At 66.9% G+C, this 15,661-nt stretch carries 15 protein-coding genes; 12 read left to right on the top strand and 3 right to left on the bottom strand.

Features of this window, described 5'->3' with window-relative positions; all coding sequences use genetic code 11:
• Positions 1-5: 5 nt before the first annotated feature.
• The 6 genes from rpsK (at position 6) to ACW5DW_RS14510 (ending at position 4,985) form a co-directional block, all read left to right on the top strand.
• Positions 6-395 (top strand): 30S ribosomal protein S11, encoded by a 390-nt coding sequence (gene rpsK, locus ACW5DW_RS14535; protein ID WP_280943425.1) that lies wholly within the window; start codon positions 6-8, stop codon positions 393-395.
• 14 nt (positions 396-409) lie between these two features.
• Positions 410-1,045 carry a 30S ribosomal protein S4 gene (rpsD, locus tag ACW5DW_RS14530; protein WP_457019849.1) on the top strand — a complete coding sequence of 212 codons (636 nt, stop codon included), beginning with the start codon at positions 410-412 and terminating at the stop codon, positions 1,043-1,045.
• A gap of 153 nt (positions 1,046-1,198) precedes the next feature.
• Positions 1,199-2,197: a DNA-directed RNA polymerase subunit alpha gene (locus ACW5DW_RS14525; RefSeq protein ID WP_457019848.1), complete on the top strand. Its 999-nt coding sequence runs from the start codon at positions 1,199-1,201 to the stop codon at positions 2,195-2,197.
• 175 nt (positions 2,198-2,372) lie between these two features.
• Entirely contained in the window at positions 2,373-2,747 is a 375-nt protein-coding gene (gene rplQ, locus ACW5DW_RS14520) for a 50S ribosomal protein L17 (RefSeq protein WP_457019846.1), read from the top strand.
• 263 nt (positions 2,748-3,010) lie between these two features.
• The gene (locus tag ACW5DW_RS14515; protein ID WP_457019845.1) at positions 3,011-3,508 is read left to right on the top strand and encodes a disulfide bond formation protein B; all 498 of its coding nucleotides are present in this window, start codon (positions 3,011-3,013) and stop codon (positions 3,506-3,508) included.
• A gap of 82 nt (positions 3,509-3,590) precedes the next feature.
• Positions 3,591-4,985, top strand: coding sequence for a class II 3-deoxy-7-phosphoheptulonate synthase (locus ACW5DW_RS14510; protein ID WP_457019843.1), 1,395 nt, complete (start codon positions 3,591-3,593; stop codon positions 4,983-4,985).
• Between the two features lie 99 nt (positions 4,986-5,084).
• Here the strand turns inward: ACW5DW_RS14510 and ACW5DW_RS14505 are convergent, their stop codons facing one another.
• Complete coding sequence (locus tag ACW5DW_RS14505) at positions 5,085-5,660, bottom strand: 2'-5' RNA ligase family protein (protein ID WP_457019842.1); 576 nt, start codon at positions 5,658-5,660, stop codon at positions 5,085-5,087.
• On the bottom strand, positions 5,657-7,486 hold the full coding sequence (gene typA, locus ACW5DW_RS14500; protein ID WP_457019841.1) for a translational GTPase TypA: 1,830 nt from the start codon (positions 7,484-7,486) through the stop codon (positions 5,657-5,659). Before typA ends, ACW5DW_RS14505 begins: the two co-directional genes overlap by 4 nt.
• A gap of 122 nt (positions 7,487-7,608) precedes the next feature.
• Here typA and ACW5DW_RS14495 point away from each other — a divergent pair, with 122 nt between their 5' ends.
• From ACW5DW_RS14495 to ACW5DW_RS14470, 6 genes are all read left to right on the top strand, one after another.
• Complete coding sequence (locus ACW5DW_RS14495) at positions 7,609-8,103, top strand: peptidylprolyl isomerase (protein WP_457019840.1); 495 nt, start codon at positions 7,609-7,611, stop codon at positions 8,101-8,103.
• Positions 8,104-8,260: 157 nt separating this feature from the next.
• Complete coding sequence (locus ACW5DW_RS14490) at positions 8,261-9,247, top strand: malate dehydrogenase (RefSeq protein WP_457019839.1); 987 nt, start codon at positions 8,261-8,263, stop codon at positions 9,245-9,247.
• A 5-nt stretch (positions 9,248-9,252) separates the two neighbouring features.
• A complete protein-coding gene (locus tag ACW5DW_RS14485) occupies positions 9,253-10,533 on the top strand; it encodes a hypothetical protein (RefSeq protein ID WP_457019838.1) in 1,281 nt (426 codons plus the stop codon).
• 207 nt (positions 10,534-10,740) lie between these two features.
• On the top strand, positions 10,741-12,639 hold the full coding sequence (prpE, locus tag ACW5DW_RS14480; RefSeq protein WP_457019837.1) for a propionate--CoA ligase: 1,899 nt from the start codon (positions 10,741-10,743) through the stop codon (positions 12,637-12,639).
• Positions 12,640-12,763: 124 nt separating this feature from the next.
• The gene (locus tag ACW5DW_RS14475) at positions 12,764-14,155 is read left to right on the top strand and encodes a MipA/OmpV family protein (RefSeq protein ID WP_457019836.1); all 1,392 of its coding nucleotides are present in this window, start codon (positions 12,764-12,766) and stop codon (positions 14,153-14,155) included.
• A gap of 372 nt (positions 14,156-14,527) precedes the next feature.
• On the top strand, positions 14,528-15,034 hold the full coding sequence (locus ACW5DW_RS14470; protein WP_457019834.1) for a hypothetical protein: 507 nt from the start codon (positions 14,528-14,530) through the stop codon (positions 15,032-15,034).
• A gap of 73 nt (positions 15,035-15,107) precedes the next feature.
• On the opposite strand, the gene ACW5DW_RS14465 is transcribed toward ACW5DW_RS14470, so the two are convergent.
• On the bottom strand, positions 15,108-15,563 hold the full coding sequence (locus ACW5DW_RS14465; RefSeq protein ID WP_457019832.1) for a cell wall hydrolase: 456 nt from the start codon (positions 15,561-15,563) through the stop codon (positions 15,108-15,110).
• Positions 15,564-15,661 lie beyond the last annotated feature (98 nt).

Here is a 15,661-nt window from a genome sequence, read left to right as displayed (position 1 = left end):
AAACCATGGCCAAGCCAGCTGCCAAGCAGAAGAAGAAGATCAAGCGCGTCGTCACCGACGGCATCGCGCACGTCCACGCTTCGTTCAACAACACCATCATCACGATCACCGACCGCCAGGGCAATGCGCTGTCGTGGGCGACTTCGGGCGGCGCGGGTTTCCGCGGCTCGCGCAAGTCGACCCCGTTCGCAGCCCAGGTTGCCGCCGAGAAGGCGGGCAAGGATGCGCTGGACTACGGCGTGAAGTCGCTGGAAGTCCGCATCAAGGGCCCGGGTCCGGGACGTGAGTCGGCCGTGCGTTCGTTGAACAACGTGGGCTACAAGATCACCAACATCATCGACGTGACGCCAATCCCGCACAACGGGTGCCGTCCGCCGAAGAAGCGTCGCGTCTAAGGGAGCGATAAGAAATGGCTCGTTATATCGGTCCCACCTGCAAGCTCGCGCGCCGTGAAGGCGCCGACCTTTCGCTCAAGTCCCCGACCCGGGCGCTCGACTCCAAGTGCAAGCTGGAGCAGAAGCCCGGCCAGCACGGTGCCGGCACCGGCGCGCGTCGCAGCAAGGTTTCCGACTACGCCCTCCAGCTTCGCGAGAAGCAGAAGGTCAAGCGGATCTACGGCATGCTGGAGCGCCAGTTCCGCAACTACTACAAGAAGGCCTCGACCAAGAAGGGCAACACCGGCGAGAACCTGCTGCAGCTCCTGGAGACGCGTCTCGACAACGTCGTCTACCGCATGGGCTTCGCGGTCACCCGTCCGGCCGCCCGACAGCTGGTTTCGCATCGTGGCGTCACGGTCAACGGCAAGCCCGTCAACCTGCCGTCCTACCAGGTCAAGGCCGGTGACGCGATTGCCCTGTCCGAAAAGGCGCAGAAGCAGATGCGCGTCCAGGAAGCGCTGAACGTCTCGTCCAGCATGGACCTGGCGCCGTCGTGGATCGAAGTCGACCAGAAGAAGTTCAGCGGCGTGTTCAAGGCGGTCCCCGACCGCGGCGACCTGCCGGCGGACATCAACGAAGCGCTGATCGTCGAGCTGTACTCGAAGTAAGGACTGGCGGCGGGTCATCCCGCAGCACCAGCAACAACTCCCCCCGGCCCGTGCCCCGCGCACGGGCCACCCCTCGGCAGTACGCAAGGGGCTCCAAACGTCCAGAGCCATCGCGTCGACGGATGCGGTGTCCCTGCAGGAGACGCTACGAATATGACAGTTACCGCCAACCAGGTCCTGCGCCCCCGTGGTCCCCAGATCGAACGCCTCGCGGGCAACCGCGCGAAGGTCGTGATCGAACCGCTCGAGCGCGGCTATGGCCACACCCTCGGCAACGCGCTGCGCCGCGTGCTGCTGTCGTCGATCCCCGGCTTCGCAATCACCGAAGTCGAGATCGACGGCGTGCTGCACGAGTACAGCACGATCGAGGGCCTGCAGGAAGACGTGCTCGAAGTCCTGCTCAACCTCAAGGACGTCGCGATCCGCATGGGCACCGGCGAGAGCTCGACGCTCACGCTGACCAAGTCCGGCCCGGGCGTCGTCACCGCTGCCGACATCAAGACCGACCACAACGTCGAGATCCTGAATCTCGATCACGTGATCGCGCACCTGACCAAGGACACGGAGCTCAGCATCCGCCTGAAGATCGAGCGCGGCTTCGGCTACCAGCCGGCGGCTGCCCGCCGTCGTCCGGATGAGGAAACCCGCTCGATCGGCCGGCTGATGCTGGACGCGTCGTTCTCGCCGGTGCGCCGCGTGGCTTATGAAGTCGAGGCCGCCCGCGTCGAACAGCGCACCGACCTGGACAAGCTGGTCCTGGACATCGAGACCAACGGCACGATCGACGCCGAGGAAGCGGTGCGCACCGCCGCCGACATCCTTACCGACCAGCTGTCGGTGTTCGGCGACTTCACCCACCGCGACCGCGGCGGCCAGAAGGCGGCGACGCCAGGCGTCGACCCGATCCTGCTGCGTCCGATCGATGATCTGGAGCTGACCGTGCGTTCGGCCAACTGCCTCAAGGCCGAGAGCATCTACTACATCGGTGACCTGATCCAGAAGACCGAGGTCGAGCTGCTCAAGACCCCGAACCTGGGCAAGAAGTCGCTCACCGAGATCAAGGAAGTCCTCGCCCAGCGCGGCCTTTCGCTTGGCATGAAGCTCGAGAACTGGCCGCCGGCCGGCGTCTCGGCCCACGGCATGCTGGGCTGATCCAACCGCGGCCCGCAGCGATGCGGGCCGCGTGCTGTACCCCGCCGACGAACACCAGTTCGCGGCCCGCCGGCCAGGGAGGCCGGCAAGGACCATCCGCAGTCCGCTTGCAACGCCAGGATGGCGACATAGACGTCCAAGGCTTCAACTTTCCACCTATCAAGGAATCAAGTCCATGCGCCACCAGAAAGCCGGTCGCAAGTTCAACCGCACCAGCGCCCACCGCCAGGCGATGTTCTCCAACATGGCTGCGTCGCTGTTCAAGCACGAGCTGATCAAGACCACCCTGCCCAAGGCCAAGGAACTGCGCCGCGTCGCCGAGCCGCTGGTCACCCTGGCCAAGGTCGACAGCGTCGCCAACCGCCGCCTCGCCTTCTCGCGCCTGCGCGACAAGGAAGCCGTCGGCAACCTGTTCACCACGTTTGGCCCGCGTTACGCGAGCCGTCCGGGCGGTTACCTGCGCATCCTCAAGTGCGGGTTCCGTGCTGGCGACAATGCGCCGATGGCCTACGTCGAGCTGATCGATCGTCCGCAGGTGGCCGCCGAGTAACCGGCCTCCTGAGGTGCGACATGCGAAACCCCGGCAACGCCGGGGTTTCTGCTTTCAGGGCCTGTGGAATTCCGGAAGAGCGGCATCCGGACCTGCGCCTCGTCGCTTCCCCGGCTGCGCTGGCGGGTGCGTGTATGCATAACCAGAGAATGAGGTACGTGTCTGGTCGACGCGTGACGAACGGCTCCCGACCGGACGGTGCATGTACGCGCCGCGGCCGGCAGCAGTGATAATGCGGCCTGTCTCCATGACTGCAGGCGTCCATGAATCCACTTCACTGGTCCTTCCGTTTCCAGATGCTGTCCGGCGCGGCCGTCTGCTTCGCGCTGATCGGCTTTGCGATCTACAGCCAGTTGGCTTGGGAGCTGGAGCCGTGCCCGCTGTGCATCTTCCAGCGCATCGCCTTCGCGGCGCTGGGCCTGGTGATGCTGCCCGCCGGGCTGCACGCGCCGCGCGGAAGCGGCGGGCGCGGCGTCTGGAGCATGCTGGCCCTGGTGGCGGCCGCGGTCGGGATCGGCATTGCCGGGCGCCACGTCTGGCTGCAGATGTTTCCGCCCGAAATCCCGGCGTGTGGCGCGCCGTTCGCGTTCATGCGCGAAACCATGGACACGCCCGGGCTGATCCGGCAGGTGCTGACCGGCACCGGCGACTGCGGGACGATCGACTGGACCTTCCTCGGGCTGTCGATGCCCTGGTGGAGCCTGATCTGGTTCGTACTGCTCGCGGCGTGGGCGCTGCAGGCCGGTTTGCGCCGCCGCTGAGGCGTCAACGGGTCCGTTGCAGCTGAAATTGACGCGCCGCAGCAAGCGGCGCACCATGCGCGTTCGTATAGAGCACATGTCAATGCACAGCCCAGATCGCAACCTCCAGCCCGTCAACCTTCCCGCCGAATGGCATCCTGGCAGCTGGCGTGCGCGTCCGGCGCTGCAGCTGCCGGTCTATCCCGACGAAGAGGCGCTGGCCGAGGTCCAGGACGAGCTGCGGGAGCTGCCGCCGCTGGTGACCTCGCGCGAGATCCTCACCCTCAAGCAGCAGCTGGCCGAGGCCCAGGAGGGCAAGCGCTTCCTGCTGCAGGGCGGCGACTGCGCCGAGAATTTCCGCGAGTGCAGCTCGGAGATCATTTCCAACCGGCTCAAGGTGCTGCTGCAGATGAGCCTGGTACTGGTGCACGGCATGAAGCTGCCGGTGGTGCGCGTGGGCCGCTTTGCCGGCCAGTACGCCAAGCCGCGTTCGGCGGGCATGGAAGTGCGCGACGGCGTGGAGCTGCCGAGCTACCGCGGCGACATCGTCAACGGCCCGGCGTTCACTGCAGCGGCGCGCATTCCGGACCCGCGACGCATGGTCAAGGCGCATGCGCGCTCGGCGATGACGATGAACTTCGTGCGTTCGCTGATCGACGGCGGCTTCGCCGACCTGCACCACCCCGAGTACTGGGGTTTGGGCTGGGTCAGCCAGGCGCCGCTGGCCGGCGAGTACGAGAAGATGGTTGCCGGCATCGGCGACGCGGTGCGGTTCATGGAGACGCTGGCGGGACGGCAGATGCACAGCCTCAACCGCGTCGACTTCTACACCTCGCACGAGGCGCTGCTGCTGCCCTACGAGGAATCGCAGACGCGCCAGGTGCCGCGGCAGTGGGGCTGGTTCAACCTCAGCACGCACTTCCCGTGGGTGGGCATGCGCACTGCCGCCCTCGACGGCGCGCACACCGAATATTTCCGCGGCATCCGCAACCCGATCGCGGTCAAGGTGGGACCGAGCGCCACGCCGGACCAGTTGCTGAAGCTGATCGACGTGCTCAACCCCGACGACGAGCCGGGCCGGCTCGGCCTGATCCATCGCATGGGTGCGACCGAGGTCGCCGCCAAGCTGCCCTCGCTGCTCGACGCGGTGAAGCGGGAGGGGCGCCGCGTGTTGTGGATCTGCGATGCGATGCACGGCAATACCGAATCGACCAGCAACGGCTACAAGACCCGACGCTTCGACAACATCCGCAGCGAGATCGAGCAGTCGTTCGACATCCATGCCGCGGCGGGCACGCGCCTGGGCGGCGTGCACCTGGAGCTCACCGGCGAAGATGTCACCGAGTGCACCGGTGGCGCGCGCGCCCTGACCGAAGTCGACTTGGAGCGTGCCTACCGTTCCACCGTCGATCCGCGCCTGAACTACGAGCAGGCGCTGGAAACCGCGATGCTGATCGTGCGCAAGCACGCGCAGCTCAATCCTCCAGTCAGGGCCTGACTGGACTTTCCAGCGCGTCGCGTCGAGCGACGGCGACGGTAGCGGCCATGGCCGCTGCCGCCGGGGGACCGGCGTCGGGAGGCTGTCGGGGCACTGCCGTCAGAGCAACTGCGCCTGCTGCGGCAGCGCTGCCCCGCGCAGCGCCCATGTGCCCAACGCTTGGTAGCGGCCACCAGCGTTGAACAGCAGCTCGAACCGCTCCACGCGCAGTGCTTCGCTGGCGCAGTCGACTTCGTCCAGCCAGGGTTGCGGTGCAGAACCACGCTCCAGATAGGCGAGCGTCACGTGTGGTTGGGTGGTTGTTTCTTCCGGCCGAATGCCGCCGCGACGCAGCGCGTCGCGATGGGCGTCGCACAGGGCCTGCAGGGTGTCATTTCGGTGTGGCAAGGCGACCACGGCGCCCGAGTGTCGCCAGAACGCGACGCGCCCGATCGTGAAGGCGTGTGGCGGGATCGCGGCCGCGGCGCGATCGAGCGCGTCGCGCGTCGCCTCCAGGACCGCCTCGTCCAGTTCCCGTGCCACGAAACACAGGGTGATGTGCCACTGGTCGGGGCGCCGCAGCGACAGCCGCGGCGCATCCTGCGGCCGGGCTGCGACGATGCGGTCGCGCGGCCCCGACAACGCCGCCTGGTCGGCGACGTCCGGCCTCCAGGCGGTGAACAGCGTGCGACTCACGCCGCGCGGCTGGCCCGCTTGCGGTCGCTTTCGGTCAGCTGCTTCTTGCGCAGGCGGATTTCCTTCGGCGTGATCTCGACCAGCTCGTCATCGTCGATGAAATCGAGCGCCTGTTCGAGCGTGTACTTGATCGCCGGCGACAGCTGGATCGCGTCGTCCTTGCCCGAGGCGCGCATGTTGGTCAGCGGCTTGGGCTTGATCGCGTTGACCGTCAGGTCGTTGTCCTTGGAGTGGATGCCGACCAGCTGGCCCTCGTAGATGTTGTCGCCTTCGGCGGCGAACAGCTTGCCGCGGTCCTGCAGCGGTCCCAGCGAATACGCCGGCGTCGTGCCGGGCGCGTTGGCGATCATCACGCCGTTCTGGCGCTTGGCGATCGCGCCCTGTTCCTTCGGGCCGTAGTGGTCGAACACGTGGAACAGCAGGCCGCTGCCCGAGGTCAGGGTCTTGAACTCGTTCTGGAAGCCGATGAGGCCGCGCGCGGGGATCATGTAGTCCAGGCGCACGCGACCCTTGCCGTCGGACTCCATGTTCTTGAGCTGCGCCTTGCGCATGCCCAGCTTCTCCATCACGCCGCCCTGGTGGATTTCCTCGACGTCGACCACGAGCTGCTCGATCGGCTCCATCGCCTGGCCGTCGATCTCCTTGATGATCACTTCGGGACGCGAGACGGCGAGCTCGAAACCTTCGCGGCGCATGTTCTCGATCAGCACCGAGAGATGCAGCTCGCCGCGGCCGGACACCAGGAACTTGTCGGCATCCTCGAGCTGTTCGACACGCAGGGCGACGTTGTGCACGGCCTCGCGCTCCAGCCGGTCCTTGATCTGGCGGCTGGTGAGGAACTTGCCACCCGACAGGTCCTTGCTGCCGGCGAACGGCGAGTTGTTGACCTGGAAGGTCATCGAGATCGTGGGCTCGTCGACGGTCAGCGCCGGCAGCGCTTCGGGCGTGTCGAGCGCGCAGATGGTATCGGAGATGGTCAGGTCGGAGATGCCGGAGATCGCGACGATGTCGCCAGCCTGCGCGGTGTCCTGTTCGATGCGCTCCAGGCCCATGAAACCGAGCACCTGCAGCAACTTGGCCTGGCGCTTCTTGCCTTCGCGGTCGATCACCGCCACCTGCATGTTCTTCTTTGCCATGCCGCGCTGCACGCGGCCGATGCCGATCACGCCAACGAAGCTGTTGTAGTCGAGCTGGCTGATGCGCATCTGGAACGCACCGTCCAGGTCGACCGGCGGCGCCGGCACGTGCTCCATGATCGCCTCGTACAGCGGGGTCATGTCGCCCTCGCGCACGTCGTCGGTCAGGCCGGCGTAGCCGTTCAGGCCGGAGGCGTAGATGATCGGGAAGTCCATCTGCTCGGGCGTGGCGCCGAGGCGGTCAAACAGGTCCCAGACCTGCTCGACGACCCACTCGGGGCGCGCGCCGGGACGGTCGACCTTGTTGATCACCACGATCGGCTTGAAGCCCATCGCGAACGCCTTCTGGGTGACGAAGCGCGTCTGCGGCATCGGCCCGTCCATCGCGTCGACCAGCAGCAGCACCGAATCCACCATCGACAGCACGCGCTCGACCTCGCCCCCGAAGTCGGCATGCCCGGGGGTGTCGACGATGTTGATGCGGTTGTCGCGCCAGGTGATGGCCGTGTTCTTGGCCAGGATGGTGATGCCGCGTTCCTTTTCCTGATCGTTGCTGTCCATCACGCGTTCGGCGAGGACGGTGCGTTCGTTCAGGGTGCCCGACTGCTTGAGCAACTGGTCGACGAGGGTGGTCTTGCCGTGGTCGACGTGGGCGACGATGGCGATGTTGCGCAGGCGTTGGATGGGCATGGATTCGGAGGTCGGGTCAGCCGCACTCGCTGCCGTTGAGGGGCAGGGCGCGGGGGAGGGTGGAAGGAAGCGGGCTATTATATGCGGTCAAGCGCCCTGTCCGGGCCACTGGAGCTGAATACATGAGTCTTGTTGCCGTTTTCGACACCGACCGGGGCCAAATCAAGGTCGACCTGTTCGCCGACAAGGCGCCGCTGACCGTCGCCAATTTCGTCAACCTGGCCAGGCGCGGCTTCTACGACGGGCTGAGTTTCCACCGCGTGATCCCCGACTTCATGATCCAGGGCGGCTGCCCCAAGGGCACCGGTACGGGTGGCCCGGGCTACAAGTTCGAGGACGAGGCCAGCAACGGCGTGGGCCACGAGCGCGGGGTGCTGTCGATGGCCAACGCCGGCCCCAACACCAACGGCAGCCAGTTCTTCATCACCCACATCAAGACCGACTGGCTGGACGGCAAGCACACGGTGTTCGGCAAGGTCACCGAAGGCCTGGAGGTGGTGGACGCGGTGAAGCAGGGCGACGCGATCAAGTCGGTGAAGATCGAAGGCGACGCCGACGCGGCGCTGGCCGCCAGGGCCGACCGCGTGGCGGAGTGGGACAAGATCCTCGCCGCCTGACGCGATTCGAGACCGTCCGCGATGCCTCAACTCGCCGGCCGAATCGGCCGTGCCAGCAGGGGCGCGCCCATGCCCGTCGCCGCAGATCCGCTCCCCCACTCCGGTTGACGCGTCTCCCAGCGCCGGCCTGCATTCCACTTCGCAAGAGGACATCACGATGAAAGCCCCCGTTCGAGTCGCAGTCACCGGCGCCGCCGGCCAGATCGGTTACGCCCTGCTGTTCCGCATCGCCTCGGGCGAAATGCTGGGCAAGGACCAGCCGGTGATCCTGCAGCTGCTGGAGCTGCCCGTCGACAAGGCCCAGGCCGCGCTCAAGGGCGTGATGATGGAGCTGGAGGATTGCGCGTTCCCGCTGCTGGCCGGCATGGTCGGCAGCGACGATCCGGAAGTCGCGTTCAAGGACGCCGACTACGCCCTGCTGGTCGGTGCCCGTCCGCGTGGTCCGGGTATGGAGCGCAAGGATCTTCTGCTTGAAAATGCCAAGATCTTCACCGCCCAGGGCGCGGCGCTGAACAAGGTCGCCAGCCGTGACGTCAAGGTGCTGGTGGTCGGCAACCCCGCCAACACCAACGCCTACATCGCGATGAAGTCCGCGCCCGACCTGCCGGCCAAGAACTTCACCGCCATGCTGCGCCTCGACCACAACCGCGCGCTGAGCCAGCTCGCGGGCAAGGCCGGCGTGGCCGTGGGCGAGATCGAGAAGCTGGTGGTGTGGGGCAACCACAGCCCGACCATGTACCCGGACTACCGCTTCGCCACCGTCGGCGGTGCCTCGCTGAAGGACCGGATCAACGACGCGGACTGGAACGCCAACGAGTTCATCCCCAAGGTCGGCAAGCGCGGCGCGGCGATCATCGAGGCCCGCGGCCTGTCCTCGGCGGCCTCCGCCGCCAATGCCGCCATCGACCACGTGCGCGACTGGGTGCTGGGCAGCAACGGCAAGTGGGTCACGATGGGCATCCCGTCGGACGGCTCCTACGGCATCCCCGAGGACGTGATCTTCGGCTTCGCGGTGATCACTCAGGACGGCGAGTACACGATGGTGCGCGACCTGCCGGTCGACGATTTCAGCCGCACTGCCATCGACAAGACCCTGGCCGAGCTCGAGGAAGAACGCAGCGGCGTGGCGCACCTGCTGGGCTGACCGGCGTGCGCTGGCTGCGCGACGTGGAAGGCCGGGCTGGCCGGGTACTGTCCAGCCCGGTCCTGTTCGCCGCCTGCCTGGTGGCGATCCTGCTGCCAGGCGCCGGCCTGGCGCTGTGGCTCCAGCCCGAACCCCACAGCGACTGGGCGTACTACTGGAACGCGGCCGGCAGCATCCAGGAATACGAGCGAGGGGGGCTCGGCCTCTGGCTGCTGGCTATCCCGAAGTTGCTGGGATTGCCGCCAGTGCTTTCCGCCCTGTGCATCAACTTGGCAAGCGCTGCACTGTTGCTGTGGCTGGTCCGGGACGCGGCGCTCCGTACAGGCCCCGTACTGTGGCTTGCATGCGCGGGATACCTGATCCTGATCTCGCCGTACCTGGCGCTGGTGCAGCTCGATGTGCTCGCCGCGACGCTGCTCGCGGGCGGGCTGTGGCTGGCGTGCATGGCGCCCGCGGCGTGGCCACGTCCGGTCACCCTGGCCACAGCCGTCGCGCTGACCGCCGCCGCCGTCTCGACCAAGCCGCAATACGCACTGACGCTGTGGACGATGCTGGGGCTGCTCGCCGTTCCGTGGCTGCGCCATCGCCGGAGCCACGGAGGGGCGATGGACAGCCTGCTGTGGGTACTCGTGTTGGGTTCGGTCATTGGCTTCGCGACTGACCAGGGGTTGCGCGCACTGGGCGAACGCGGGGAATCTAACCGCACCAGCTCCGCCGTCACCCTGTACGCGGGGCTGTTGGCTTCCGATAGCGGGGCAGGTTGCGGCACTTGGTCGCTGGCGGCGACACGGGCGGCCCGGGACGACCTGCACAAGCCGCTGCGACGGGCGGTCCTCGATCGCTTGTCGGCGCGGCCCGCGGCGCACTGGGTTTCTGTCCTCGGTTGCAAGCTTCCGCATATCGTGTTGCCCAAGGCATATGCGATCGACTGGCTGGCCAACGCGCCTAATGTCCGTGCCGCGAGGGCAGCGTCCCCGCAGCGCGAGGCGATCCAGACGCGCTACTTCCGGGTCCTGCGTGCCGAACGCGTGCTGTATGCCGTGGTCACCCTGTGCATCCTCGCCCTCGTCGCCCGCACCACGATCGTGGTCGCGTTGCGCCGAAGCCGTCCAGCCGCATGGCTGCCGGGCGTTTGGGTGGTGTCGTTCTGGCTCGTGCACATGGTGTTCGAGATACAGGGGCGCTACTTCATCGGCATGTTCCTGCTGGCGCCACTGCTGTGCAGCCTGGCGCTCATGCTGTCGGCAGACACGCCACACGGCGCCCAACATCCTGCGGGGCGATAGCGGCGGCCACCGCGTCCCGCACGGCGGTTGCGCAGATGTCGTATTGACCGGCGCGGTCAACGTGGTTGATCGGTAGCGTCAACCTGCTTGAAGCCGCTCGCAAGACGTTGATTTGATGGGTGCTCGCAGGTGTAGGACCAAGGTCTTAACGCATCCAGCGGGAGCCGGGTCTAGCCTTCGGCCACTCCGTTGAGGGAGGCAGGCCACATGCGTTACGAAGACTTGTACCGACGGTCGCTGGAGGATCCGGAAGGGTTCTGGGCCGATCAGGCACGTGCCATCCACTGGCACCGGGCGCCGGATCGGATCCTCGACGACTCGAATCCGCCGTTTCGCAAATGGTTCGTCGGTGGCGAAACCAACCTGTGCTTCAACGCAGTTGACCGCCACCTTGATGCGCGCGGCGATCAGCTGGCGCTGGTGGGCTGGTCCACCGAAACCGACAGCATTCGCGAGCTGAGTTATCGCGAGCTTCATCGCGAGGTGAACACGTTTGCCGCCTGCCTGCAGTCGCTGGGCGTCGACCGCGGCGAGCGCGTGGTGATCTACATGCCGCACACGATCGACGCGGTGGTCGCGATGCTGGCCTGCGCGCGGATCGGCGCGATCCATTCGGTCGTGTTCGGTGGCTTTGCCGCGCACAACCTGGCGCTGCGAATCGACGACGCGCAGCCGCGCGTGCTGGTGACCGCCGATGCCGGCATCCGCGGCGGCAAGGTGATTCCGTTCCTGCCGCTGGTGAACGAGGCGCTGTCGCGTGCCGCGCACCCGCCTGCGAAGGTGCTGGTCATCGATCGCGGCCTGGCGGGGCCGCTGCCGTTGCGCGAAGGGCGCGACGTCGACTACGCGACGCTGCGCAAGGACCACGAGGGCGCGGAGGTTGCCGTCGCCTGGCTCGAATCCAACGAGCCCAGCTACATCCTCTACACCTCGGGGACCACCGGCAAGCCGAAGGGCGTGCAGCGCGACGTCGGCGGCTACGCGGTCGCGTTGGCGCTGTCGATGTGGTCGGTGTACGACATCCGCGCGGGACAGGTGATGTTCTCCACCTCCGACATCGGCTGGGTGGTCGGGCATTCCTACAACGTCTACGGACCGCTGATCGCAGGCGCCACCTCGATCATCTACGAAGGCTTGCCGACCGCGCCGGATGCGGGCATCTGGTGGCGCATCGCCGAGCGCTACGGCGTGCGCACGATGTTCTCCTCGCCCACCGCGCTGCGCGTGCTGAAGAAACACGATGCTGCCTTCATCACCGATCGCGATCTGTCGACGCTGCAGCACCTGTTCCTGGCCGGCGAACCACTCGACGAGCCGACGGCACGGTGGATTTCCGGCGTGCTCGGCAAGCCGGTGATCGACAACTACTGGCAGACTGAAACCGGCTGGCCAGTGCTGACGCTGATGCCGGGCCTGGACATGAAGCCGGTGCGCTTCGGTTCGCCGGGCCTGCCAAACCTCGGCTTCCGGCTGCGGGTGATCAACGAGGTGACCGGCGAGGATGCGTCGGCGGGCGAGAAGGGCGTGCTGGTGATCCAGCCGCCGCTGCCGCCGGGCTGCATGACCACCGTGTGGCGCAACGACAAGCGTTTCGTCGACAGCTACTTCAGCCATTTCAGGGAGCTGCTGTACAGCTCGCTGGACTGGGCGATCCGCGACGCGGATGGCTATACCTTCATCCTCGGCCGCACCGACGACGTGATCAACGTCGCCGGGCATCGGCTTGGTACGCGCGAGATCGAGGAGTCGGTGTCCAGCCATCCCGATGTCGCCGAGGCGGCGGTGATCGGCGTGCACGATGCGGTGAAAGGGCAGGTGCCGATCGTGTTCGCCACGCTCAAGCGCACGGCCGTCGGCGACGAGGCGGGCGAAACCGCTGCGCAGATGCGGAAGGTCGTGGTCGAGCAGCTTGGCGGCGTGGCCCGGCCGGCCCGCGTCTACCTGGTCAACGCGCTGCCCAAGACCCGCTCTGGCAAGCTGCTGCGGCGTTCGCTGCAGGCGCTGGCCGAGAACCGCGACCCGGGCGACCTGTCCACGCTCGATGATCCCAGTGCGCTGGAGGAAGTGAAGCGCGCGCTGCTGCGGGGGCCCGAGGCGGGCGACTGACGAAGCGTGCTTCCGGTCGGTGAAATGAAGTCGCGCAGGAAGGCGAGACTGGCAAGCTGCTGATGGTTGATCGGCCAGGGCGACGGCAGTAGTGTGTCGTCAGCGGCGATCCAGGGAGTCGGAGATGGCTTGCGTACGTGCTATGCGCTTCCTGCTTGCGATCTCGGCGCTGCTGGGCACGAGCCCGGTGTTTGGCGGCGACGATCCCCTTGGTGGCCTGCTCGAGGAACCGGGCAGCGCGGGTCTGGGCTTCGTCAGCCGCTGGGAGGATTCGCCGTATGTCGACGGCGGCACCCGCCGCGACCTGCTTCCTCTGTACCTCTACGAAGGCGAGCGCTTCTTCCTGCGCGCCAACCGCGCCGGTGTGAAACTGTGGGACGACGAGGCCCGGGATGATCGTCTGGAGCTGTTCGTGGGGCGGCGCCTGGAAGGCTATCCCGAGGATCGCCAGCCGGAGTCGCTGGAGGGCATGCGCGTACGCAACACCGGCGTCGACCTCGGCCTGCGCTACCGGGCGCAGCGGGGAGCCTCCACATGGTCCGCGGCCGCGATGCACGATATCGGCGGCGTCTCCCACGGAAGCGAGCTCGGCGTGGACTACAGCTACACGCTTCGACGCGGCCGCTGGGCGCTGGTACCGGGCGCGGCCGCAGCCTGGCGCAGTGGCGACCTCAACGACTACTACTTCGGCGTCGGCGCGGAGGAGGCGCTTGAAGGTCGCCCCGCTTATCGAGCCGGTTCCGGCGTCGACCTGACCCTGTCGTTGAATGCCAGTTTCCGGCTCACGTCCAACTGGCGGCTGCTGGGAGGGATCGACGCCACCTGGCTCAGTTCGGCAGTCGAGGACAGCCCGATCACCACCAACGGGCCGGCCACCGCGGTCAACCTGGGCGCGGTCTACGATTTCGGCAGCAACCAGGTGGCGTGGGACGATGACGGCGCACGCACCTATTGGAAGCTGTTCTACGGCAGGGCCGCGGGCGAGGGCTGCCACATGGCGAGGATCATGACCCTGCAGTGCACTTCGCTCGATAACGACACGCCGACGGCGGTGATCGGACTGCACGTGGGCCGGCCCTTCGTCGAGCGGTTCCACGGGTGGCCATTGGACTTCGTCGGATTCGTCGGGGTGGTCTACCACGACGACCGCGGCCACCAGCCCGACAGTTGGCGAATGGATGCGTACATGAAGGCCTACTACTACGGCTTTCCGTGGAGCAACCGCGTGCAGACGCGCCTCGGCTTCGGCTTCGGTGTGTCCTACGCGCAGCGCGTTCCGTATGCAGAGCGTATCAGCCTGGAAGAACGCGATCGCAACTTGTCCAAGCTGATCAACTACCTCGATCCGACGATCGATGTGAACATCGGCGACCTGTTCGGGCGCGATCAGTGGCGTTCGACCTGGGTCGGGCTCGGCATCTCGCACCGTTCAGGCATCTTCGCCAGTTCGCGGATGCTGGGCAATGTCGACGGCGGTTCGAACTACATCTACGCCTATATCGAGACAGCGCGGTAGCAGCAACTGGCGCCGTGTTATCCGTCTCACGTTGGCGGACCCGCCCGGCAAGCTGCTGCAGCGTTCGCTACCCGGGCGACCTGTGCACGCTCGACGATCCCGGCGCGCTGGACCCGGGCTGCGCCACAAGTTGACGCAGCAGGGCAGATGATTGCGGCCCAGCCGTGTGCGCGGACCGCCGACACGGTGATCGGCGCAGCTGTTGCGCGCGTGAGCACCACATCGTGGGGAAAAACGGAACGGCCCGCTGCTGCCTGTTTCGCGACTTGCGTCACGTATTGCAAGGCTGGTGCGCCGCGCATCGGTCGCGTGGATGCAGCTGGTACGGATCGTGCGAATTCCCACCCGGGTAAGCGATCACGGGAGGGCGACATGCAGCTTCAGCTATTGCCGGCGAAGACCGAACAGGGCCGGGCCGAAATCGAGAGCCGTAGCCGCAAGCTGCCAGGTGGCCTGCGCTCGGTGCTTCTGCTGGTGGATGGACGGCGCAGCGTCGCCGAACTGCAGGAGCTGGCCAATCGCCTCAACGCGCCGGAAGACGCGCTGCACCAGCTGCTGTCGCTCGAGTTGATCTCGGGCGAGATGGCGGCTGCGCAGCCTTCGATCGGCGAGCCAGCCAACGAGCCGATCGCGCCGCGCGAAAGCGGCGTCAACCGCTACGCCATCCTGTACGCGCTGATGACCGACCTGGTGCGCGAGCAACTGGGCGTGCGCGGCTACTTCTTCCAGCTCAAGCTCGAGCGCGCACAGGACGACGCCGCGCTCGAAGGCCTGCTGCCGGAGCTGCAGGCGGCGCTGGCCAAGAAGACCAGCATGCAGGGTGCGGCATCGAGCATTGCGCGGATCCGCGCCGCCGCCGACATCGCCACGGCAGCCTGAAGTAGGGCGAAACCAGGCATCGCCACGCCCCGCAAGCAGCGGGGCGTTGTTGCGCCTGTCGCGTCGGCAGCCGTCAACCTCTTGGCTTGAGCCTCTGCACCTTGAGGAAGGTGTGGTCGCCGATCGTCGCCACCTGGTAGGCATTGCGCCAGCTGGGTGCGGCGATCGCGTGCGCCATGAAGTGGCTGGCGCCTGGCACGACTTCCGTACGCTCCGCGGCGGGCAGCGCCCAGTTGCGCTCGGATTCGATTGCGACGCTCACCGCCTGCGCCCAGGCCTCGGTGTTGTGCATGCGCATGCCGGGCGAGACGATCGTCGGCGCGAACTGCTTGCGCGCAGTCACGACCTCGCACATCGAATCACCCCACAGTCCGCTTTCCTCGCGGCGCAGGGCGACTTCCGCGACGGCCTGCTGGCCGAGGACGGGTTGGTTGCGTGCCTCCAGGTAGAGCGTCGTGCTCAGGCACAGCGAATCGGCGGCTTGTGGCGACATCAACGAGGCCAACCACAGGATCCAGGCCAATTTCATCAAGACTCCTTGCTGCGTTGCGCCCGGTCGTCGCGTGCATGCGTCCCCTGAAGAGACGACGCCAGCAGCGGCGATGGTCGGACATGGCGTATTGGGGA

The organism is Luteimonas sp. A482 (assembly GCF_054072655.1).
Note: the sequence above shows the minus strand (reverse complement) of the source record. Positions and strands in the feature narration are given on the sequence as shown.